The 20,896-nt window shown below is 62.2% G+C and carries 17 protein-coding genes; 3 read left to right on the forward strand and 14 right to left on the reverse strand.

All coding sequences use genetic code 11. From position 1 onward, the window contains the following. Positions 1-720, reverse strand: a complete 720-nt coding sequence (locus tag GYH35_RS02375; RefSeq protein WP_161813765.1) for a dihydrofolate reductase family protein — start codon at positions 718-720, stop codon at positions 1-3. After that, the gene (locus GYH35_RS02380; protein WP_161813764.1) at positions 717-1,751 is read right to left on the reverse strand and encodes a zinc-dependent alcohol dehydrogenase family protein; all 1,035 of its coding nucleotides are present in this window, start codon (positions 1,749-1,751) and stop codon (positions 717-719) included. The genes GYH35_RS02375 and GYH35_RS02380 overlap by 4 nt, the downstream gene beginning before the upstream one ends. 188 nt (positions 1,752-1,939) lie before the next feature. On the opposite strand from GYH35_RS02380, the gene GYH35_RS02385 reads away from it, so the two are divergent. After that, complete coding sequence (locus tag GYH35_RS02385) at positions 1,940-2,845, forward strand: LysR family transcriptional regulator (RefSeq protein ID WP_161813763.1); 906 nt, start codon at positions 1,940-1,942, stop codon at positions 2,843-2,845. Between the two features lie 13 nt (positions 2,846-2,858). Here the strand turns inward: GYH35_RS02385 and GYH35_RS02390 are convergent, their stop codons facing one another. Continuing rightward, entirely contained in the window at positions 2,859-3,626 is a 768-nt protein-coding gene (locus GYH35_RS02390) for an SDR family oxidoreductase (RefSeq protein WP_161813762.1), read from the reverse strand. A 113-nt stretch (positions 3,627-3,739) separates the two neighbouring features. Here GYH35_RS02390 and GYH35_RS02395 point away from each other — a divergent pair, with 113 nt between their 5' ends. After that, positions 3,740-4,201, forward strand: a complete 462-nt coding sequence (locus GYH35_RS02395) for a VOC family protein (RefSeq protein ID WP_202624035.1) — start codon at positions 3,740-3,742, stop codon at positions 4,199-4,201. A 302-nt stretch (positions 4,202-4,503) separates the two neighbouring features. Here GYH35_RS02395 and GYH35_RS02400 read toward each other — a convergent pair whose 3' ends face one another. From GYH35_RS02400 to GYH35_RS02450, 11 genes are all read right to left on the reverse strand, one after another. Next, positions 4,504-5,754 (reverse strand): TolC family protein, encoded by a 1,251-nt coding sequence (locus GYH35_RS02400; protein ID WP_161813760.1) that lies wholly within the window; start codon positions 5,752-5,754, stop codon positions 4,504-4,506. Further along, positions 5,754-6,059 carry a DUF3240 family protein gene (locus GYH35_RS02405; protein WP_161813759.1) on the reverse strand — a complete coding sequence of 102 codons (306 nt, stop codon included), beginning with the start codon at positions 6,057-6,059 and terminating at the stop codon, positions 5,754-5,756. Before GYH35_RS02405 ends, GYH35_RS02400 begins: the two co-directional genes overlap by 1 nt. Continuing rightward, complete coding sequence (locus tag GYH35_RS02410; protein ID WP_161827570.1) at positions 6,056-9,142, reverse strand: efflux RND transporter permease subunit; 3,087 nt, start codon at positions 9,140-9,142, stop codon at positions 6,056-6,058. The genes GYH35_RS02405 and GYH35_RS02410 overlap by 4 nt, the downstream gene beginning before the upstream one ends. Positions 9,143-9,149: 7 nt before the next feature. After that, positions 9,150-10,271 (reverse strand): efflux RND transporter periplasmic adaptor subunit, encoded by a 1,122-nt coding sequence (locus tag GYH35_RS02415; protein WP_161813757.1) that lies wholly within the window; start codon positions 10,269-10,271, stop codon positions 9,150-9,152. An 84-nt stretch (positions 10,272-10,355) separates the two neighbouring features. Then, entirely contained in the window at positions 10,356-11,744 is a 1,389-nt protein-coding gene (locus GYH35_RS02420) for a sensor histidine kinase (RefSeq protein ID WP_161813756.1), read from the reverse strand. Further along, the gene (locus GYH35_RS02425) at positions 11,731-12,396 is read right to left on the reverse strand and encodes a response regulator transcription factor (RefSeq protein ID WP_161827571.1); all 666 of its coding nucleotides are present in this window, start codon (positions 12,394-12,396) and stop codon (positions 11,731-11,733) included. The genes GYH35_RS02420 and GYH35_RS02425 overlap by 14 nt, the downstream gene beginning before the upstream one ends. 102 nt (positions 12,397-12,498) lie before the next feature. Further along, a complete protein-coding gene (locus tag GYH35_RS02430; RefSeq protein WP_161813754.1) occupies positions 12,499-14,034 on the reverse strand; it encodes a class I adenylate-forming enzyme family protein in 1,536 nt (511 codons plus the stop codon). A gap of 10 nt (positions 14,035-14,044) precedes the next feature. Continuing rightward, positions 14,045-15,253, reverse strand: a complete 1,209-nt coding sequence (locus GYH35_RS02435; protein ID WP_161813753.1) for a CaiB/BaiF CoA transferase family protein — start codon at positions 15,251-15,253, stop codon at positions 14,045-14,047. Between the two features lie 4 nt (positions 15,254-15,257). After that, positions 15,258-16,430: an aromatic ring-hydroxylating oxygenase subunit alpha gene (locus GYH35_RS02440; protein ID WP_161813752.1), complete on the reverse strand. Its 1,173-nt coding sequence runs from the start codon at positions 16,428-16,430 to the stop codon at positions 15,258-15,260. A 3-nt stretch (positions 16,431-16,433) separates the two neighbouring features. Next, the gene (locus GYH35_RS02445; protein ID WP_161813751.1) at positions 16,434-17,801 is read right to left on the reverse strand and encodes an MFS transporter; all 1,368 of its coding nucleotides are present in this window, start codon (positions 17,799-17,801) and stop codon (positions 16,434-16,436) included. A 7-nt stretch (positions 17,802-17,808) separates the two neighbouring features. Next, positions 17,809-20,154: a TonB-dependent receptor gene (locus tag GYH35_RS02450; protein ID WP_161827572.1), complete on the reverse strand. Its 2,346-nt coding sequence runs from the start codon at positions 20,152-20,154 to the stop codon at positions 17,809-17,811. 157 nt (positions 20,155-20,311) lie between these two features. On the opposite strand from GYH35_RS02450, the gene GYH35_RS02455 reads away from it, so the two are divergent. Beyond that, positions 20,312-20,890: a metallophosphoesterase family protein gene (locus GYH35_RS02455; RefSeq protein ID WP_161827573.1), complete on the forward strand. Its 579-nt coding sequence runs from the start codon at positions 20,312-20,314 to the stop codon at positions 20,888-20,890. Positions 20,891-20,896: the final 6 nt, after the last annotated feature.

Genomic DNA, 20,896 nt, shown 5'->3' on the forward strand with positions numbered 1-20,896 from the left:
TCACTCGTTGCCGCCAGGCGTACGATAACGCAGCCACACGAACCCGTCGTCAAAGCGCTCGAGGTCCTCCAGCACCAGTGAACCTGGCGTGGCGTTTTCAGCTTCAATGTCGAACAGTGCCGCGGTGCCGATGCGCCCATCGGTCACGGGGGCAATCAGTAAACTCACCTCATCGATCAGCCCTGCCTGCAACAGCGAGCCGTTGACGCGCCCGCCGCCTTCCAACAGCAACGTTTTCACGCCAAAGTGCGTGCCGATCTTTTCGAGCGCGAGGCTGAGATCCATCTCCTTTTCGCCCGCGAGCAGATAGGAAACGCCTTGTTCGCGCAGAAACTCGAGATAGGACTCGGAGACACGATTGGTCAGTATCGCGACGACGTGATCGCCGCTGATATCGCTCGATCGCCACGCGCAGCGGCCACTCGGATCGATGGCGAACGCGAACGAGTCATGCTTACCCGGCGCAACGAAATCGGCGCGAGGTTCGTCGTGATATTCATGAGCAACTTCCGCTTCCGAACGCGCCGCTCCCGCGAAGGACTCCATCGTGACACGTCCACAGATCCACCCCTGCGCGTCGTAGCGGTTGTGGATCGCTTCGTAATGACGATGGACCGCCTTCGGCAGCGGCTCTGGCCAGCCATCGACGACGACGCGGCCGTCGATAGAGGTCGTCATGTGACAAATGACGCGAGGTCGCCGGGCGTTGGAATCGCTCATGGCCGGATCATCACCTTGATCGATTTGCGATCGTTCATTTCACGGTAACCCTTGGGCACGCCGTCCAGATCCACGACGCGGTCGAATACCTTCGCCGGCTGGATGCGGCCTTCGAGAATGTCTGGCAGGAGCTCGTCGATATAAGCACGCACCGGCGCCGGGCCGCCGCCGATCGTGATATTCCGATAGAACGCCGGTTGCGAGGCTGGCATCGTCTCGTCCTGAGGCACGCCTACTCTGCCTACGGCGCCACCGGACCGCGTAATTTCAATCGCGGTAGCCATCGCGGCGCCATGCCCCACGCATTCGAGCACAGCATGCGCGCCTTCGCCTCGAGTTAGCTGGCGCACTCGCCCGATCGCCTGCGGCCCACGCTCGCTGACAACATCGGTCGCGCCAAACTCCCGCGCGAGCGCGATTCGATCGGCATGATGGCCAAGAATGATGATGCGCTCGGCGCCGAGCCGCTTCGCTGCAATCACGCCGCACAAGCCGACGGCGCCGTCGCCAACGACTGCGACATCCTTGCCGGGCCCCACCTTGGCAACGACGGCCGCGTGATGACCCGTGCCCATGACATCTGACAACGTGAGCACCGCGGGCATCAATGCATCGTCGATTTTCTGCCGAATGGCGAACAGCGTTCCATCCGCGTTGGGAATGCGGATGGCTTCGGCTTGCGCGCCCATCATTCCGTTATTCCCAAAGAACGCAACGTGGACGCATGCCGTGTACAAGTGCTCCTTGCAGAAGGCACAGGTGCCATCGGAGCACGCGAACGGCATGATGACCGTGTCGCCCCGCTTCAATGTACGCACGTCGGCGCCGATGTCTTCAACGACACCGATTGCTTCGTGCCCCATCGACTGTCCGCCCTCGGAGGGTTCCATGCCCCGATAGGGCCACAAATCGCTTCCGCAAATACACGCTCTCGTAACGCGCACCACCGCGTCTGTGGGTTCCACGATAGTGGCGTCGGGAACGTTCTCGATTCGAACGTCACCGGCTGCATGCATGATCGTCGCGCGCATGATGTTGCCCTCTGAAGATGCGCAGATTGAATCACGCGAGCGCGCTTGGATTAACGCGGGCGGTTCGCAAGCGCTACTGAGGAATTCTCAGCAATAGACGGGCGCGATATGGCCAGTCCCTTGGATTAGCCTGTACGATTGCCAGCAAGGTCCGTGGTTCTCCGACGACGGCGCTGAAAGGGCTTGCGATGAACCTGAGTCGAACTGATTTCGCCGACCTGCCCTACTTTCTCGCCGTGGCGCGGCATCGCAGTTTCAGCCGCGCGGGAATCGAGTTGGGCGTCAGCAGTTCGGCCCTGAGCCATGCGCTGCGCACCTTCGAGGAGCGTATCGGCATTCGGTTGCTGAATCGCACCACTCGCAGCGTGACGCTCACAGCAGCAGGCGAACAACTCTACGATGCGATCACTGCACCGATGGGCGCCCTGAGCGAGGCCGTCGATCGTTTGAATCGGTTTCGCGACTCGCCCTCGGGCTTGATCCGATTGAACGTCATGCAGGACGCTGCGATCTATCTGCTCAGCCCGGTTCTGCCGACGTTCGCGGAGCGCTATCCCGACATCAAGCTCGATGTGTCCGCGAATAACCGGATGATCGATGTGATTGCCGAAGGCTTCGACGCCGGCATTCGTTACGGCGGGACCGTGCCGGAAGACATGATTGCCCAGCCTCTCTCGGCCGAGATCGCCTGGGTCGTGGTCGGATCGCCGGGCTATCTCAAACGCCACGGCACGCCGACTCATCCGAGCGAGCTTCGCAATCACCGCTGCTTGGGGATTCGCCTCGGCACCGGCCACATCTATGAGTGGGAGTTCGATCGCGGCTCGGAATCGCTGGCCGTGTCGGTGCCCGGCGTCATTACGGTCGACGATGGCGCGTTTGGGCGCTCACTCGTGGAACGTGACTTCGGGTTGTTCTACACGACCGAGCCATCGGTGCGCGCCTTGGTGGAGCAGGGAAAACTGCAATACGTCCTGGAAGACTGGCGCTCGATGGGGCCGGCATTCCATATGTACTACTCGAGCCGGCGCCAGGTGCCCGCCGGATTGAAGCTTCTCATCGATCTGATCCGTGAACTGAAGCCGCTCGGATGATTTCGCCGTAGACTCAGTGCGCGGTAAAGCCGCCGTCTACCGGCAAGCCAACGCCAATCACGAAGCTAGCTCCGGGGCTGCACAGCCATAGCACTGCGGCTGCGATTTCCTCGGCTCGACCGAGTCGCGCGATCGGCTGCTGTTTCATGATCTCGGCCATCGCGTCGGACTGGCCTTTCAGCATATCCCGCACCATCGGAGTATCGATGGTGCCCGGACAGATAGCATTGATGCGAATACCGCGCGGCGCATACTCGACACCTGCGCTCTTGGTCATCCCAAGCACGGCGTGCTTTGTACCGTGGTAAGCCGCACGTTGGGGCAAGCCAACCAAACCGCCGAGCGAGGAGCAATTGACGATGGCGCCAGAGCCCTGCGCACGCATGATACGAAGCTCGTGTTTCATACATGCCCAGACACCGAACTGATTCACCGCCGTTACACGATGAAAGTTCTCAGTGGGTTCCTCGGCAGCATCGCTCGGGGGCACCTGGATGCCGGCATTGTTGAAGGCCATATCGAGCCGCCCATACTCGGCGACAGTCCGGTCGATCGCGGCAGCGACCTGCGCCTCATCGGTCACATCGCAGCTCAAGCCAATAGCGACGCCGCCCTCCTCGACAATCTTTGCCGCCTCTTTCGCGGCCAGATCGCCGTTACGATCGATCAGGACGACGGACGCACCGTTCTTTGCAAAAGCGCGAGCGGTTGCGAGTCCCATGCCCATCGCGGCGCCTGTGACGAGCGCCACCTGGCCCTTGAAGTCATAAGTCGGATTCATGGTTCAGCCCTTCAGCGTGAAGCTGTCGATGTCGAGCAGCTGACCCGCAGTAAATCACGCAGCACGGCCCCTGATTAGTCGCCGGGAATCGAATGCGGCGCTGAGAATCCCTCATGAATTGCATCGCAGGCGTCGAAGCTGAACGTTCTCTCTTACCGTCCGATCATGCTTGGGACTTGGAACCCCGTGTTCAGCGCAACCATTTCACGGTCATGAACTTGCAGATGACCTACACCATATTGCGCACCGCCGACCTCGCTGCCGCCGAACGCTGGTACACGAAGTTGCTGGGGCGAAGTCCTGACAACCGGCCGATGCCGACACTGGTGCAGTGGGAGCTCTCTGCCCGACACGGCGTCGGCCTTTCCTCCGATGAGTTGATCTGCGGCCCTGGCGGCGCGCTGTTTCTTATCGTCGACGATCTGGCCGCCGAACGCCGCCGGCTTCAGGATCTCGGGATCGGCCTCGGCGAGGAAATGGCCGGCAAATACTCGACGCTGGCACAGGTGCGCGATCCAGACGGCAACTTATTGACGCTGGCGACGCCGCCTTCGCCACCTTACCCAGCGGCGTGAGTCAAGAACGAGAAGCGCGGCTATCCAACGTCGTTGCGTCTCGAGCGGGTTCAGCGCGGCTCCCATCCGGTTGCCAGCCCAATTTGCGCAGACAGCGCGAGATACGCAGGCTCGTCGGGGGCAGATTCATCCGCTTGTTGAGTCGACCCGGCTGCAGCCTTCTACATTTGCGAAGCGTGGCTTCAAAGCTGGCCTCGGCCTCCAGCTTTCTTTGATCCGACAGGCCGCTTGCGCTGGACGCGCAACCTGTGACGGCAACGATGGCAGCAAGCGCACAGGCGCGCAGCATGTGCATGAGTGCATCAGTCATCTTCTTCGTTCCGTCCGTGTTCTGGATGCCAAAGATCGTGAGCGTCGATGCGCACGCGCAGTTGCGCTTCATGGGCGGCGGCGCGAGCACTGAGCTCTTGATAAGCCATCTCGCGAGCGCGACGCGCCGATAGAAGACGTTCCGCCAGTCCTATTTCGCCCAGTTCCCAGGCGCGCTGAATTCGATTCGCGGCGGCTCTCATTGCGTTGTGCGCATCCCGTTGCGCCTGCCATTGGTTCAAAGCATCGGCGGCAACCGCAACTTTCAGATGCGCGTCCTTCACAAGCACGCGTCGAATGACTTCTACATCACGCAGGCGGGCACGAGCTTGAGCATGCTCCGCGTTGGCCAGTTCGCGCCGATAGCCACTGGAAAGAGGCATGGTGAACACGAGACCGACCGCACGCTCCTGCCCGTCTCGCTCGCTGAAGAAGCGCACACCCAGGGTTGGGTCGGGGATGCGATCGGCCCAGGCCCGCTTCGCCGTTGCATCCTGACGAGCCGCTTCCTGCTCTGCCGACTTCAACTCGTAGCTATCGTCGATGATCCGCGCCTGCCACTCATCTGCTGTGTGCGGCAGTGGCTGCGGCTCGGGCAACGTCGGCGCTCGAGCTGGCAAGGCGATCTGCGGAAAGTCGGTGTTGAGAGCATGTGTCGCCGCAGACAGTAGCGTCGCACTCGTCAGTGCGGCTGCGCGCGCCTGCGCAAGCTCGGCAGTGATCAATTGCAGGTCCAGCTCGGCGGCATCGCCGATCTCGACCCGGCGCTTCAAGGACGCATGTTCCATTTGCAGCGACTGCAACTGCTCTCGAGCTTCTGCATCGGTCGCGGTTGCACGCAGCCATTGCATCCACAACTCAAGCAGGCGCAGCGCCGCCTCGTGGGCGATTTCACCGCGTTCGAGTGCGGCGATCGCGCGTGAGCGCGCACCGATTTCACGGTCCAGGGGCGCTTTGCCGGGCAATCGAAAGGCGCGACCGACTTGAGCTTCGAACTCATCGAATCCCTCGCCCCCATCCGTGCGCCGGCGCTGCGGTATCAAAGTCGCTTCCAATTCGTAGCTGCCGCGAGAGAGCGCCCGAGCTTCGGCATCGACTGCCGCTGCACGCTCATCGGCTGCGAGCACTTCGGCCTGCTGAGCTATGGCCTCCACCGCCAGCTCTACCGGCGGCAAATAATTTTGTGCCGAGATCGTGGGCGACACCGCAATCAAGCAGAGCATCGAGAAGACGCGTCGTGGCATCACGCGAGCCTCCCGCGCTCCAACACCGGTTCGGACCACCACACGACGTCCGGCGAACGCACCCGTTCGCGAACAGTCTCGAGCAAAGGCTGCAAGGCCGCGGCCTCGATCACAATCCAAGCAATGCGACGCTCGACGCTACCGCGGACTTGCTCTGCCGTAGAGGCGTGTCGAAAGTCGCTACCGTGTCCTTCCGCATGCGACAAGGTGAAACCCGGCGCTTGCGGCGCGGTGATCAGTGTCTCGACCAGTGCCTCCTCGAGGGAGGGCGGAAACACCAAAGTCAGTCGAACGAATGCAGTCATGAAACCGATTCCAAAGCAGAGGGATGCGGCATGCCGAAGCGCCGATACAACACGGGCAGCAGCAACAGCGTCAGTGCGGTGGAGCTCACGAGCCCGCCGATGACGACGATCGCCAGCGGACGTTGAATTTCCGAGCCAGGCCCGGTAGCGAGCAGCAAGGGCACCAGACCCAGCGCGGCGATGGTCGCCGTCATGAGCACCGGCCGTAATCGGCGTTGCGCACCCTCACGCACGACCGAGTCGATATTCGTACCGATGCCGTGCAGGTGATTGAAATGAGACACCAGCACCAAGCCATTGAGCACCGCGATGCCGAGCAAGGCGATGAAGCCCACTGAGGCCGGCACCGAGAGATACTCGCCCGACAACCACAACGCGACGATGCCGCCGACCAGCGCAAAAGGAACATTTCCGAGGATCAGTACGGCCTGGCGAGCGGAGCCGAACGTTGTGAACAGCACGAGAAAGATCAGGCCGATTGCTACGGGCACGACCAGGCCCAGCCTCGCAGCGGCGCGCTGCTGATTCTCGAACTGACCACCCCATTCCAATCGATACGACGCCGGCATGGGCACATCCCGCGCGATCGCGGCACGCGCCTCTTCCACGAAGCCGACGAGATCGCGGCCACCGACGTTCGCTTGGACGACCGCGAAACGCGAGCCGTTTTCCCGATTGACTCTCACTGGACCCGACGCAGCTTCGATACTCGCCAGTGACGCGAGCGGTATCTCACCGTCGTCACCGCGAGCCAGCCGCAGGTCGTTGAAGCGATGCACCGATTCGCGCACGCCCTCACGGCCTCGCACGAGAATTGGAATGCGTCGATCTGGTGTGATCACGGTGCCCGCTGGAACACCCTCGATCTGTGCGCGCAACTCATCCTGCACATCCGCGACGGCGAGGCCCGCGCGCCCCGCGGCTTGCGGATTGATGGCCACGCGCAGATAGGCAACGCCATCCGTCGTCTGCGTGAGAATGTCCTGCGCACCGTCCACCTTCGCGAGAGCGTCGGAGATTCGTTGCGCCAGTTCGCCCAGCTGATCCAGCTCCGGACCGAATATCTTGATCGCGAGATCGCCGCGACTGCCGGTGAGCATCTCGGAGATGCGCATCTCGATGGGCTGAGTGAAACCGAAGTCGACACCCGGAAACCGACTCATCACGGCGCGTAACTGCTCGGCCAGCCATTCCTTATCCGGGACGCGCCATTCGTCCTTGGGCGCCAGCACCATGAACACGTCCGTTTCGTTCAGCCCCATGGGATCGAGACCCAGCTCATCGGAGCCGGTGCGCGCGACGAGTCGCCGGACTTCCGGCACTTGCTGCAGAATGGCGCGCTCCAGGCTCACGTCCAGTTCGAGCGAACGCTGCAGGTTGATGGTGGGCGCCTTCTGCGTCTGGATCAGCAGATCGCCTTCGTCCATGGTTGGCATGAACGTCTTGCCAGTCGCCAGGTACGCGACGATTCCCAGCAGCAACGTCGCGCCCGCCGCCACAAACACGCGTTTCGGGTTGTTCAGCGCCCCGTCCAACAACGGCACATACAGCCGCGACAGATGACGCATGACGAAAGGCTCGGTATGTGCATGCTCCTTGAGCAACAAGGATGACAGCACGGGAACGAGAGTCAGTGACAACAGCAACGAAGCTGCCAGCGCGAAGACAATCGTGAGCGCAACCGGCGCGAACAGCTTGCCCTCCAAGCCCTCCAGCGTGAGCAGCGGCAGGAACGTAAGACAGATGATGAAAATGCCCGAGGCCACCGGCGTCGCGACCTCGCGGGCGGCAGCGAACACTCGATGCAATCTCGGCAGGTGCGAGCCGGACGCATTCGGATCCAGCCGGCTCACGGTGTTCTCTACGACGACGACCGCGGCATCCACCAGCATGCCCACAGCGATCGCCAGGCCACCGAGGCTCATCAGGTTCGCGCTTTGTCCTGTGATATGCATCAGCAGGAACGTGCTCAAGGCCGCAAAAGGCAACATCAGTGCGACTACCAGCGCCGCACGCATCTCACCAAGGAACAACAGCAGCAGCACCACGACCAGCACGGTCGCTTCGAGCAACGCACTCTGCACTGTTCCCACCGCTCGTTGAATCAACGAGCTGCGGTCATAGAACGTCGAGATCGTCACGCCCGCCGGCAATGTGGGCTCGAGCTCGTCGAGCTTGGCTCGAATTCGGTTGACGAGCTGAGATGCATCGGCGCCGCGCAGAGCAACCACGATTCCTTGTACCGCCTCCCCTTCTCCGTTTTGAGTCACCGCGCCGTAACGGGTGAGCGAGTCGACACGGACTTCGGCAACGTCACCGATCCGAACCGGGTCGGCTCCAGATCGGATGACGATCGCCTCGAGGTCCTCCATCGACCGGATGGCGCCCTCGGCGCGCACGATCAATGTTTCTTCACCCGCACCGATACGCCCAGCGCCGTCGTTCCTGTTGTTGCGCGAGACCGCGTTCACTACGTCGCTGAACAGCACATTATTGGCGTTCAGGCGCGCGCGATCGGGCACTACGACGAAGCTACCCACGTGACCGCCGAGGACGTTCACATCGGCGACGCCCGGCAACGTTCGCAATGCGGGTCGCAGTGTCCAATCGAGCAAGGTACGTCGCTCGGTCAGCGACAACCCTTCGCCTTCGACGGTGAACATGAAAACATCGGAGAGCGGGGTCGATATCGGCGCAAGACCGCCGCTCACATCGTCGGGCAGACTGTCCGAAGCGTTGGCGAACCGTTCGGCGACCTGCTGGCGCGCCCAGTAAATGTCGGTGCCTTCGGCGAAATCGATGGTGATGTCGGCAATGGCGTATTTGGCCATCGAGCGCAACATCACGCCTTGCGGCACGCCGAGCAGCTCCATCTCCAACGGCGCCACGACGCGCGTTTCGATCTCTTCCGGCGTCATGCCCGGCGCCTTCAGGATCAACTTCACCTGCGTCGGAGAAATGTCCGGATAGGCATCGATGGGCAAGCGCAAGAACGCCATGATGCCGGCAGCCGCGATGCCTGCCGCCGCGAGCAACACCAGCACGCGCTGTCGCAGCGAGAACTCGATCATCTGTGCGAGCATGAGGCGCTTACTCCGACGCGAGCAACGGCTTCAGTGCGCTCGCACCTCGGACCACGACTTGCTCGCCAGTGCGGATGTCACCTCGCACGATGACGTGTTCCTGGTCACCTCCCAATCGCTCGACGCGCACGGCGCGGTACATTTCTTCGGCGAGTACGAAGAGCACGTGTCCGTCGCCTTCGGTGATCAGCGATGCGGCTGGCACACTGATCGAATCGGCGGGCGCCGGCGCCAATAACGTCAGCTCCACGTATTGGCCCGGAACGAGACCGCGATCGTCATCCGCACGCGCTCGCACCCGCAATCGCTGACTGGCCCGATCGGTGTCGGCACCCACGGCGACGACGCTGCCAGCGGATCCATCCGGCAAACGCACCTTCATTCCGGGCGCGACCTGCGATCTGGAGCTCACGGACACAGTGAAGATGAGATCGAGACTGCCGGGCGCCGCCACGGCGTAGGTTTCCTGGAGCGCGACCAGCGCTTGGCCGGGAACGACCATACGACGCAGCACCTGGCCGGAGATCGGGGCCAACAACTCATATTCGCCCGGCACCCCGTCAGCCACGATCCGCAAGCCGGACAGCGCCCCTTCTGCCTGCTCGCGAGCGGCCTGCGCTGCTGCCGCCCGGGCGCGACTTTCTTCGTTGCGAGAGGCGGCAATGATGCCTTCCTTGAGCAGCAACTCATTGCGCTCGGCTTGCTGTAGCGCTGCGATGGCTTCGCTACGAGTGCGAACTAGGTCGGCCTGCGCACTCAGCAACTCGCGACTTTGGATGCGCACCAGCGCGTCGCCCTTTTCGACGGCGTCACCTTCATCGCGCAGAATTCGGGTCACGACCCCGGCGTAAGGCGCCGCTATGCGCGCACTCGAATGCAATGGCGCGGCGACTTCGGCTGGCAGGCCACTGATAGGCAGCGCCTGGGCGGTGAGCGCCGGCTCAGTCGCCAAACCCAGCGCGCCCGCCTGCACCGAGTCCAGCTTCAAACGCCCCTTTGCATCGATGACGCTTTCCGGCGCTGCCGTGGCTTGCGGCGCGTGTTCACGATCGAACAGGAACCAGCCGACGAGGGCGAGAACCGCGACGACAATGATCGAGCGCGCGGGCCGAGATGATGGAAGGAGCATCGGCAAACAACCCAGAGATCGCAGATCCCCGCAGCTTGCCCGATGAAGCTTTGCTCAAGCTTTGGTCGCCGTGAGTCGGCGCGATCACAAAGCTGGAAGTGGACCGAGCTTTACATGCAAGCGTGAGTCGCGCAGCTCGAAATCCAACCGCACGTCGAGTGAGCGCGCGAGCGCCAATGCGAGCGCGAGCCCAAGGCCCGCGTGTTTTTCCGTGCCGCCCTCGTTCGGCTTACGCCAAAAACGCGTGCCGAGGTGCCTCAGGTCCGCCTGCGTCAGTTGTGGCGCTTCGTTGTCGATGCAAATTAAATGCGCGGACCCTGCACCAGACTGGACGGGATCGATAGAACAATGCACGGCACTGCCGGCTGGCGCATAGTCGACCGCGTTCTGCAGTAAGTTGGTGAGAATGCGCTCGAGGATACCGATGTCACTGTGCACCCATGCCTCCGCTGGCGCATGCAGCGCCAGCACGATCTGGTTGGCTTCGGCCGCACGGCGCAGCGCTTCGACCTGGATCGTCGCCAGCTGAACTACATCCAACGGATCCAGCGCCGGTGCTTCCTGACCAGATTCGAATCTCGCCAGCGCCAGTAGCGTGTCCACGCTCCGCTGCATGCGTTCGGTTGCGGCAATCGCAGTGACCAGACCGCTGCGCAAGGCGGCGCTGTCGCCATCGCCCAAGGCGACCTCCGCGGTCATGCGCGTCTCCGCCAAAGGGGTGCGTAGCTCATGAGCAATGTCACGCGAGAAGCGGCGCTCCCGCTCGATCGCACCGTAAAGTTTGGCAATGCCGCTGTCGAACGCGTCTGCGAATGGCGCAAGCTCGGCGGGCAGATGTTCCCCCACCCGCTCAGGCGGCTTCTCGGCATCCATTCTGGCGATACGCGCGCCTTGCTCGAGCAGTGGAGCAAACGCCCCCCTCACCACCCATTGCACGAGCAACAACACCACGATGATCGTGAACGCAACGCCTCCGAGCAGCACGGAATGAATGCCACCTTCGGCGTTGTCCCATGCTTCGCGTTCGGTAGCTACGATCAGTAGCCGACCCGTTTCGTGCCCATCCAATGCCACTGCGAGCGCGCGAGCGCTGTGCCCGTCCGGTGTGAGTACGTCGTAGTAAAAGGGCAGATTTGGATCGCGGCCCGGCGCGGCAATGGCCACCCCAGCACTGTTGGCCGATGTGAGCACCATGCGCGCATCGGCATCGTAAACAGTGAAGAACTCGGTGTGCCCCGGGATGGCGTAATGAGGCAGCAGCTGCTCGAGCGTGGCGGGATCGTTGTACTTCAGCGCATAAGTCACACTGCGAGCCTGATCCGCCAGCACCGTATCCAGATGGTCGTACACGCCGGCATCGATACGGTAGTCCATCAACAGGACCAGCACCGCCAGCACCGCTCCAAGGGCAAGCGTCAGTCTGACGGTCAAACGGCGCCGGATGGACCAGAGATTCGCTTCAGGCGATGACATATCCGAACCCGCGCCGGGTCTGCACCGGATCGCCCGCACCTGCCTTGGCAAGCTTCGAACGGAGCGTGCTCATGATGACTTCCACCGCTTTGTCGGACGAGTTGCTCGCGCTCGCATACAACTTCTCGAAGATCTGCGTGCGTGACAGGACTCGCCCACGAGAGCGCAACAATAATTCCAACAGGGCGAACTCTTTGGGAGTAAGTTGCAAAGCCTCCCCTTGCCAGCGCGCCACACGCGAAACTATTTCAAGATGCAGCTCGCCGTGCGCCAGCACTGGCCGCGGATCGTCGGTCGGCCGGCGACTCAACGCACGCAGCCTCGCCAGCAACTCGTCCAGCGCAAACGGTTTGACGAGGTAGTCGTTGGCGCCTGAATCGAGCGCGGCCACCCGGTCGGCCACCTGATCCGGCGCAGACAACACCAGCACCCAGGTCGGACAGCTGCGCTGTCGAAGTGCCCGCAAGACCGCGAACCCATCCAGTTGCGGCAGCATCAGATCCAGCACGACCAGGTCGAATTCGTAGGCGTCGATGAAGCGCAGTGCCGCCCTGCCATCGCCGGCATGATCGCAGTTATAACCTTCGCCCTTCAGGCTTTTGAGCAAGGCGGCGCTAAGGGGAGCAGAATCTTCAACGACGAGCAGACGCATGAGCGGACAACGAGGTTCGGCCGACGAGCGGATTCTACGTCGGCGGCCGGCATCGAGCGACTGCGGGCGGCAGGGATCGGCGTGGCCCCGCCCGGTAATGCGTCAATCTCTCAGGTGCGTGGCGCTCGCCGGCGCCTTGGGATACTCCCGGCGGAGCTCCCGCTTCAGGATCTTCCCGGAGATCGTTCTCGGCAGTGGCTTGCCGTGTTCGATGACGTACTTGGGTCGCTTGTAGTCCGCAAGCTCTCGCACACAGCATTCTTTCAGCTTGCTCACATCCAGCGGCCTGCTGCCGTGAGTGACGATCATTGGGACTTCGCCCCAGCGCTCGTCGCCGACACCGATGATGGCGAACTCTTCGAGCCCGGGCACCCCGGCGAGCACTCGCTCCAGTTCCGCCGGATAGACGTTCAGGCCGCCGGACTTCAACATGTCCTTGCTGCGATCCACGACCTTGAGAAAACCCTCATCATCGAAGCAGCCCATATCGCCGGTGCGCAGCCAGCCGGCTTCCATCACGGTCGCAGTCGCCTCAGGCTTGTTGAGATAGCCCTTCATCACCGTGGGGCCTCGGACCGAGATCTCACCGGCCTGGCCCGTCGCGAGCACGGCGCCGTGCTCATCGACGATCCGCAGATCGACATTCATCACCGGCCGGCCCGCGGTGCCGAGCTTGCGTTCGGCATCGTCCGCGAACAGCAGGGTTACGTGGCCGGCGGTCTCCGTGAGCCCGTATGCCTGCGTGATAGGTACGCCGAGATTTTGCCAGGAACGCAGTAGATGCAATGAGGCGCCGCCCGTCACCGCGTGACGCAGGTTGGAGAAATTCTCGGAGCCGAAGCGCGGACTATTTGCGATCCGTTCGAACAAGACCGGTACGCTCGACCAGGCGGTGATCTTCTCGCCCACCAGCAGATCGATCAGCTGATCCACATCGCTGCGCGGCTCGACGATCGTCGCCGTGGCGCCCGTGACGATGGCTTCGCGCAGGTACTGACAGCTTGCCCAGGTGTATGCCAGCGGCAATGACACCAGCAAGCGATCGGCGAACGTCATGCCGGACGGGATGTTGCTTGCCAGCGCCGACTCACGAATGTTGCCGTGAGTCAGCATGGCCCCCTTGGGAAAGCCAGTCGTTCCCGACGTGTAACAAACGAGAGCGACATCCTCCGAGCCGATTTGCAGCTCGGGTGCGATTGCCCCCGAGATTCTGAGATCGTCCAGCAATCCGCAGCCGTCGACTCGGTCGACCGAGTACACCTTCAACTTCGGATTCTCGCGCTCCGCCTCCGACAACAGTTCCACCAGCGCGCGCTCCGTAACCACAACGTCGATGCCCGCATCGACAATCGGGTACATCATCTCTCGCGACGTGAATCGGACATTGAGCAACGTGACCGCGCCGCCGGCTTTGATGACGCCGAGCATCGTCTCGATGAACTCGACGCGATTGTGCATGAGAATGCCGATGCGATCGCCCTTACTGACGCCGAGCCGGTGCAGCCCTGCCGCGATCTCATCGCTGCGACGATGCAACTCCCCCCAGCTGACATCGCGGCCGGCGCATCGAATCGCGTGTCGCTGCGGCCAGCGCGTGGCCCAGAAACGCAGCATCTGATGAAGATTGATGGTCGACATGAAATGTTTCTCAGCGACGTTCTCGAGAATAGATCGCGCCCTGACTGAGCAGACCGCGCATCTCTTCTGCATCCAGAGCGAGGGTCGCGGCGAGCACCTGCTGCGTGTGTTGCCACTGCTCGGGCGCAAGCTCCGGCGCGAATCGCTGCCCCGACGTCTTCACCGGCGTGGTGGCAAGGCGTAATACATTGCCGTCGGAGCCGCGAACTTCATAAACGTTGTCGCGCGCCAGAAAATGAGGGTCAGTCGCGAGACTCTCGACCGTGTTGACTGGACCGCCCGCGATGCCCTTGGACAGAAACAGCGCCATCCACTCGCCAGCGGCACGGGTACGGAAGATGGTTGTGAGCTCGCGGAAGATGAGCTCGTCAGTGGCGGCGAGCAGATCGACGCGCTCCACAGCCTGGCAAAACCGTTCCCAGAATTTCGGCCGCGTTGCCTGGAAAAAGATCTGACGGCCGTCGCTCGTCTCGTAAGCGTGCAAGCGCGGCCAACCAATCATCCTGCCATCTTCGTGCGCGAAGCCCGGTCGCTCATGCGACTGCCCCGCATTGAGCGCCCGGTCGACCCCGTCCGGTAGCCAGTGGGCAGCCGATTCCGCACCAGTCACTTCGATCATTGCGCCCTCTCCTGTCGCTCGCGCGCGAATGATTGCGGCCAACGTGCCCAATGCCGCATTCAACCCCATTGCGTTCATTCCAATCGGCGCCCAATCCGCATTGGCTCTTTCGGCACTCGTCAGCGCATACAGATTGGTCGAAGACAGCGCCGCGAATGCATCGAATGCGGGCGCATGCGAGCCGAGCGTGCGATAAGGGCCGGTACTGCCAAGGCCCGACAATGAACAGAAAACAAGCTTTCGGTTATCAGCTCGCAGCGTGTCGAAGCCCAGGCCGAGCCGCTCCAGGAATCCGGCGCGCATCCCTTCGATCACGACATCGCACGTCGCCGCGAGCCGCCGGAAAACGTGCCGGCCCTGCTCGCTCGCGAGATTCACACCCACACTTTTCTTGCCGCGATTCCAGCGCAGGTGGAGCAAGCCGACGCCGTCCGGCGCACCGATCGCGGGCGAGCCGGTATGGCGCACCGGATCGCCATCGGCGCCTTCGATCTTGATGACTTCGGCGCCCATGTCGGCGAGATAGCCGCCCAGGCTGGACGGCCCGAGCTGCGCTACTTCCAGGACCCTCAGTCCCCGCAGAAAATCGTAGCCAGCCATAGGCTCAGGACGCGCCGTTGCCGAGATCCTCGATCAACTGCCAGTGCAGATGCTGGGCCGCGCGCTCGTTCTTGCCATAGACGAACGTGCCTTCGGGATTCGCCTGCGCATTTTTTTGAATGAACTCTTCCATCGGCCAGTCCTCTTGGGTGGCCGCATTGGCCAGGATGTCCCAGCTGGCGTTGATGCGGCTTTCCATTTCGGGACTGAGAATCTCCGGACGCACCAGGAAACGGATATGCACCGTGGATTGGTTCGGATTGCCAGGCACCGGCCACACGGTCCAGAACTCGACATGATCGGGCGCGCCAATGATCAGCGCATTGGGATAGAGCAGCAGCAGTGAGCTGATGTACTTGGAGCTGCCTTCCAGCTCCGCGCCCTCTCGCACCAGCTGTTCCAGCTTGCGACGCGGTTGAAATAACTTGCCGTGCTTGCCGTAGGCCTGAAACACAGCGGTGTGCGTGGCCACGAGCTTGCCCACGCCACCCACGTGCAGGAACTGTGGATGCATGCTGTCCACGGCGCCGTCCATCACCAGCTTCCAGTTGATATTGAGCGTGAAAGACTTGTCGAGGAAGATCTGCGAGCGCTCCAGACCCCAGGGCGCGAGCTCCGCATCGACTTCGGGACCGAAGTACCCGGCGATCGAGCGACCCGGCGGGCTCGACAATTCGACCAGAACGAAACCGTGCCTCACGTGCGTGGTGAAACGCTTCAAACCGTTGCAGGACCGGTCGATCTCGCCGAACGATTCTTCATAGGGAACATGGCGCAAATTTCCGCCTTCGGAGTTGTAGGCCCAGCCATGGTACTGACACATGAACACGCGCTTGCTGCCCGCCGCGGCCTGCTCGACCCGGCCGCCTCGATGTCGGCACATGTTATGAAACGCGGCCACGCTGCCGTCGCTCTGTCGCACGATGAGTAACGCCACGCCCAGGACTTCGCGTGTCACATAGCTGCCCGTATCTTTCAGCTCGGACTCATGCGCGACGATTACCGGCAAGCGCTTCAACAGCGCGATCTCGGCATCCGCTCGCGCCGGGTTCACGAACTGGTCGATCGGAATGCGCAGCTCCGATGGCGCGGTATCGGTCGTCTTGTTACGAATATGCTCGATCAACCGCTGCGCGACATTGCTATCGACGCGGACGCTGCTGGTGCCTTGACTCATGAACTACTCCTCGGGAACGGGCACGGGCGGATGACTGAACAGAGCACTGCGCTCTGGCCGCGATGCTCGAGCGGAACTATCGAAAGATCGAAGCGCGCTCCCGAGCAAGAGATAAGACAAGGGAACGGTGCCGACGGCGATGACCGACAGCGCGACTGTCAATGACTGCGAAGCAAAGGTATCGAGCTGGTCGCTCAGCACGCCGACCAGCAACGGTCCGAGCCCCGTCCCGATCAATGCGCAAACCAGTCCTTGCAGCGCCATGATTCGCGCCCGCAACGGCTTGGGTGCAATGAACTGCAGTGGCACGGTAGACATACCGAGGATGGCGCTGCTGCACAGAAGTGAAACACCCACAACCGTGAGCTGAATCCAGACAGAAGCGATCTGCGGCCCGATGACGGCCGCCGGCAGCGCGACCAACGCACAAAGGCGCATCAGGCGGACCGTGCTGGTCACCACATCGCCCCGCGCCTTCCCCAAAATCATGCCGGCCCCCAGTGTGCCGATGGCGCCTGCCACGAGAAATACGGGACCGAACAAGAGGCCGACGGTGTGCGCGTCCATGCCATGAGCACGCATCAACGCTGCCGGCACCCAGGCGACCTGCGCATTGAACAGCAGCACGACCAAGGCGGTGGCGACGATGTACGCCATGAGTGGCCGCCAATCGGTACGAAGAAAGGTCACCAGCTCCGCCACCGTTGCATCGGATTTGCCGCTGGCCTCGGTCCTCGGCTCCTTCAGCAAACAAAGCACGATCAACGCCACCAGCATTCCCGGCGCGCCAGCCATGATGAAAACCCACTGCCACGAGTCGAGGGGTCCGATGCCTGGAATCGCGGGCCACGGAGTTTGCGCAACGGCAGCGTAAATGGCGCCGCCTCCGACGAGCGCGATCGCTCCACCAAGATAGGGCGCGAGCATGAAGATCGACGTGGCCCGCACCAAACGTTTGGGATCGTACGTGTCGGCCATCATCGTCAAGGCGGCCGGCGGCAAACCCGACTCCGCCGCTGCTACGCCAATGCGAGCCAGCAGCAGGTGCCAGAAGTTGACGGCCAGTCCGCAGAGCATGGTCATGCAGCTCCACACCGCGATACACGCCGCGATGATCCGAGGACGATTGCCTCGATCCGACAGGTGCGCCAGTGGCAGGCTGGCGAGCACGTAGAACACCGAGAAGCTCAGACCTTGAATGACACCGATCTGGGTATCGCTCAAGACCAGCGCCGACTTGATCGGCTCGACCAGCAGGCTGATGACATGCCGATCCACATACGACAACGTGAAACAGCACGTAAACAACACCGCGACCAGCCATGACGCGCCGGCTTGCTGCCGCAGGGTGCTCGGCCCGCTCGTGGACAAGGCCGGCTCACTCCCCGAAGTGATAGCGCACGCTGACGCCGTAGCGCCGCGGTTCCTCGGCGATATGGCTGGTGAAGCCCAGCCCGTTCAACGTCACGAACAGGGAGCTGTTCTGCTTATCGAGCAGATTGGTCACGTACGCAGACACATCGAAACGCGAGCCCAGCACGGCGTTCCAGCTCACGTCGGCGTTGACGAGCTCCCGCGCCGCGACGCCGGTGACGCCGGGAATGACGTCGTCGACCGCACTGTACTCGTCGACGTGATAGAAGGAGCCGCCCAACGAGATGTCTCCGCGACTCGCATCGATCGGCAGCGTGTAGCGAGCCCCGAACGTATATACGTTCTTGGGTGCGCGTGCGAACGGCGCGTTGGATAAGTCCGTGCCGTCCGGTGCGATGAACTCGGTGAACTCCGCGTCGGTATAAGCGTAGTCGGCGGACAACTCCAGCGACTCGATGGGACGCACCATGAGCTCAGCCTCGATGCCCTGGATGCGCGCGCGGCCCGCGTTGGTAGTGACCGCCGTAACCGGCGCCACGTTCGGATCGGTCAGGATGCGCTGGATGTCTTCGTACTTCGAGTAATAAGCGGCCAGATTGGTCCGCAAGAACACATCGCCGGGCCGCCAATCGGCTTTCAAGCCGATCTCGACGTCATCCACCGATTCAGGCTCGAAGGTGCGAGCCAGGCCCGCCTGCGAAGCTGCGCGAGATCCGAAGCCACCGCTGCGATAGCCATGGCGATGTGCGAGGTAGACCAGCTTCGAATCCGCAAACTGATAATCGAGACTGATGTTGTACGTCGGCTCGGAGAACGACGCATCGTTGGTGACTGCACAGTCGCCCAATGCCGGCGTCGTTTCCGGCGTCGCGGGATCGCCGTCCTGGTCTAGCGTAAAACGGCATGCGCTCCGAGTGCGATTACGAATCGTCGCCTCGCGCTCATCGCGGGTGTAGCGCGCGCCCGCCGTCAGCTTCAGGCCATCCAGCAACTCATAGGTGCCTTGAGCAAACACCGCATAGCTGGTGTTTTCTCCCGCGACATCGGTGATGGAATAGGCAGGCCCCTCGTACTCTTCGACATGCCGCGGCTCGATCGGCCCCGGATCGACTGCTCCGGCGTAGGACTCCGCCTGAGTGCGACCCTTCTCGCGGAAGTAATACAAGCCGGTGATCCAGTCCAGGCGCCCCGCCGTGCCGAGCAGTTGGAATTCTTCGCTCACCTGGTGCCCGCGATCGTTGCGTTCCTGGGGAAACAGCGCGCTCTCGGTGCCATCGACGTCATCGCGCAACTCGTCCCAGACTGTGCGATAGCCCAGGATGTTCTTGATGCTTACATCGTCGCTGAGCGGCACCGTAATCGTGTTCGAGAACGTGTGCGTCTTGATGTCGTTGAACAACGGTGTGCCGTTTGCGACACGATAGATGCCGCGCGCTTGCTGCTCCGACAGCAGCGTCTCGAGCGGCCGATAACCCCGCGCTGCCCGGTACGCCTCGCCGTTGAACGAGCCATTCGGGTTCACATGCTTGATGAAGCCAGGGGTACTTCCACTGTCATCGCGGAAGTAGTCGTAAACCGTGAGCACCTCGGCATCGCCGGGAAGCGTCAGCAGCGCCGAAACGCGCGCAGCCTGTTGATCGGTGTCGTTGATGTTCCGACCGAGCAACTCGTCGTAAACGAAGCCATCGTCCTTGCGATTCACGGCCGCGACGCGAACTTTCAACAGCTCGCCCACGGGCACGTTGATCATCGCCTCGGTGTTGAACGTCTCGAAGTTGCCGCCGGTCAAAGCAACCCTTCCTTCGAATCGATCGGTAGGCCTGTTGGGTCGGATGACGACGGCGCCACCAGTTGTGTTGCGGCCGAACAGCGTGCCCTGCGGACCGCGCAGGATTTCAATCGATCCAACGTCGAAGAGCGCGGCATTCATGCCTTGCGTTCGAGCCATGACCACATCGCCCAGATAGGTCGATACCGAGGGATCGCCGATCACCGACAATTCCTGAGCGCTCAATCCACGGATCGTGAAAACCGGTTGCGATCGACCGCCACCGGAGGCGGGCACCGTCACGAGCGCTGGCGCAGCTTGCGAGAGTTGCGCGACGGATAGAATGTTTTGATGCTGCAATTCCGCGGAGCTGACCGCTGTTACCGCGAGTGGGACGTCTTGCAGTCGTTCATCGCGACGGCGTGCCGTGACGATGACCTCTTCTGGCCCGACGGATGCTGGTTGCACCGTCGTGGGAGCAGCTTCGGACTGGACCTGAGCCAGCACCGTTGACGTGGCCGCCCATCCGGCAAAGGCCGTCAAGCCGCAGACAAATTTCTTACCAAGCCCGGAGTTCGTCATCGCCCCCTCGCACGCAGTGCCCTGCACTGCCTTCTGCTGGCAGCCCACGCGACTCCTGCCCTGGACTCTTCGTAAGCCAAATTCGTTTTGTGCGTTTATCGCACGTCTGTTACGATAAAGTACACCAAAGTGAGTGCTCCGCCGTCAAGCCCTGAACATGAAGCTCGGCATCGTTTCCGATATCCACGCGAACCCCGGTGCACTGCGCCGGGCGTTCGACTTGATGGGCGACGTCGATCGTTGGATCTGCCTGGGCGACTGCATCAACCAGTTTCGTTTTTCGAATGAGGTGGTGCGTGAGCTGCGCGATCGCGATGTCTGCACGATCTGGGGCAATCACGAAGAAGTTTTTTTCAGCGCGCAAGGAATGCGAGCGCGCGCCGAAGATTGGATCGAGCCAGAGCTGTTGATCTGGTTGTCACGACAACAGAAGCGCAGAGAGCTGCAACTCGAAGGCAAGCGAGTACTGCTCGTTCACAGCACGCCGTGGGAATCGGGCGGCGCCTACATCCTTCCATCGTCGAGCGAGTTCAAACGTTTTGGCGAGGTCGCGGCCGACATCGTCATGTATGGACACATCCACTGCCCGGTCGCCACGCGCGTTGCCGGGACATTGGTGATCAATCCCGGCTCGACGGGCGAAGGCCGACCTACTTCGCAGGGCTTCATTTCGAGCTGTGCCGTACTGGATCTCGAGAGCGAGGCCGTCGAGCACTTCGATTTCATCGCGGACTGAGGTGTG

This window comes from Steroidobacter agaridevorans, assembly GCF_009932555.1.
Taxonomy (GTDB): domain Bacteria; phylum Pseudomonadota; class Gammaproteobacteria; order Steroidobacterales; family Steroidobacteraceae; genus Steroidobacter; species Steroidobacter agaridevorans.

Excerpts from the sequence above, each read along its gene's own strand:
- GYH35_RS02375 (WP_161813765.1), bottom strand. The coding sequence starts at position 720 with ATGAGCGATTCCAACGCCCGGCGACCTCGCGTCATTTGTCACATGACG.
- GYH35_RS02380 (WP_161813764.1), bottom strand. The coding sequence starts at position 1,751 with ATGCGCGCGACGATCATGCATGCAGCCGGTGACGTTCGAATCGAGAAC.
- GYH35_RS02385 (WP_161813763.1), top strand. The coding sequence starts at position 1,940 with ATGAACCTGAGTCGAACTGATTTCGCCGACCTGCCCTACTTTCTCGCC.
- GYH35_RS02390 (WP_161813762.1), bottom strand. The coding sequence starts at position 3,626 with ATGAATCCGACTTATGACTTCAAGGGCCAGGTGGCGCTCGTCACAGGC.
- GYH35_RS02395 (WP_202624035.1), top strand. The coding sequence starts at position 3,740 with ATGAATTGCATCGCAGGCGTCGAAGCTGAACGTTCTCTCTTACCGTCC.
- GYH35_RS02400 (WP_161813760.1), bottom strand. The coding sequence starts at position 5,754 with ATGCCACGACGCGTCTTCTCGATGCTCTGCTTGATTGCGGTGTCGCCC.
- GYH35_RS02405 (WP_161813759.1), bottom strand. The coding sequence starts at position 6,059 with ATGACTGCATTCGTTCGACTGACTTTGGTGTTTCCGCCCTCCCTCGAG.
- GYH35_RS02410 (WP_161827570.1), bottom strand. The coding sequence starts at position 9,142 with ATGCTCGCACAGATGATCGAGTTCTCGCTGCGACAGCGCGTGCTGGTG.
- GYH35_RS02415 (WP_161813757.1), bottom strand. The coding sequence starts at position 10,271 with ATGCTCCTTCCATCATCTCGGCCCGCGCGCTCGATCATTGTCGTCGCG.
- GYH35_RS02420 (WP_161813756.1), bottom strand. The coding sequence starts at position 11,744 with ATGTCATCGCCTGAAGCGAATCTCTGGTCCATCCGGCGCCGTTTGACC.
- GYH35_RS02425 (WP_161827571.1), bottom strand. The coding sequence starts at position 12,396 with ATGCGTCTGCTCGTCGTTGAAGATTCTGCTCCCCTTAGCGCCGCCTTG.
- GYH35_RS02430 (WP_161813754.1), bottom strand. The coding sequence starts at position 14,034 with ATGTCGACCATCAATCTTCATCAGATGCTGCGTTTCTGGGCCACGCGC.
- GYH35_RS02435 (WP_161813753.1), bottom strand. The coding sequence starts at position 15,253 with ATGGCTGGCTACGATTTTCTGCGGGGACTGAGGGTCCTGGAAGTAGCG.
- GYH35_RS02440 (WP_161813752.1), bottom strand. The coding sequence starts at position 16,430 with ATGAGTCAAGGCACCAGCAGCGTCCGCGTCGATAGCAATGTCGCGCAG.
- GYH35_RS02450 (WP_161827572.1), bottom strand. The coding sequence starts at position 20,154 with ATGACGAACTCCGGGCTTGGTAAGAAATTTGTCTGCGGCTTGACGGCC.
- GYH35_RS02455 (WP_161827573.1), top strand. The coding sequence starts at position 20,312 with ATGAAGCTCGGCATCGTTTCCGATATCCACGCGAACCCCGGTGCACTG.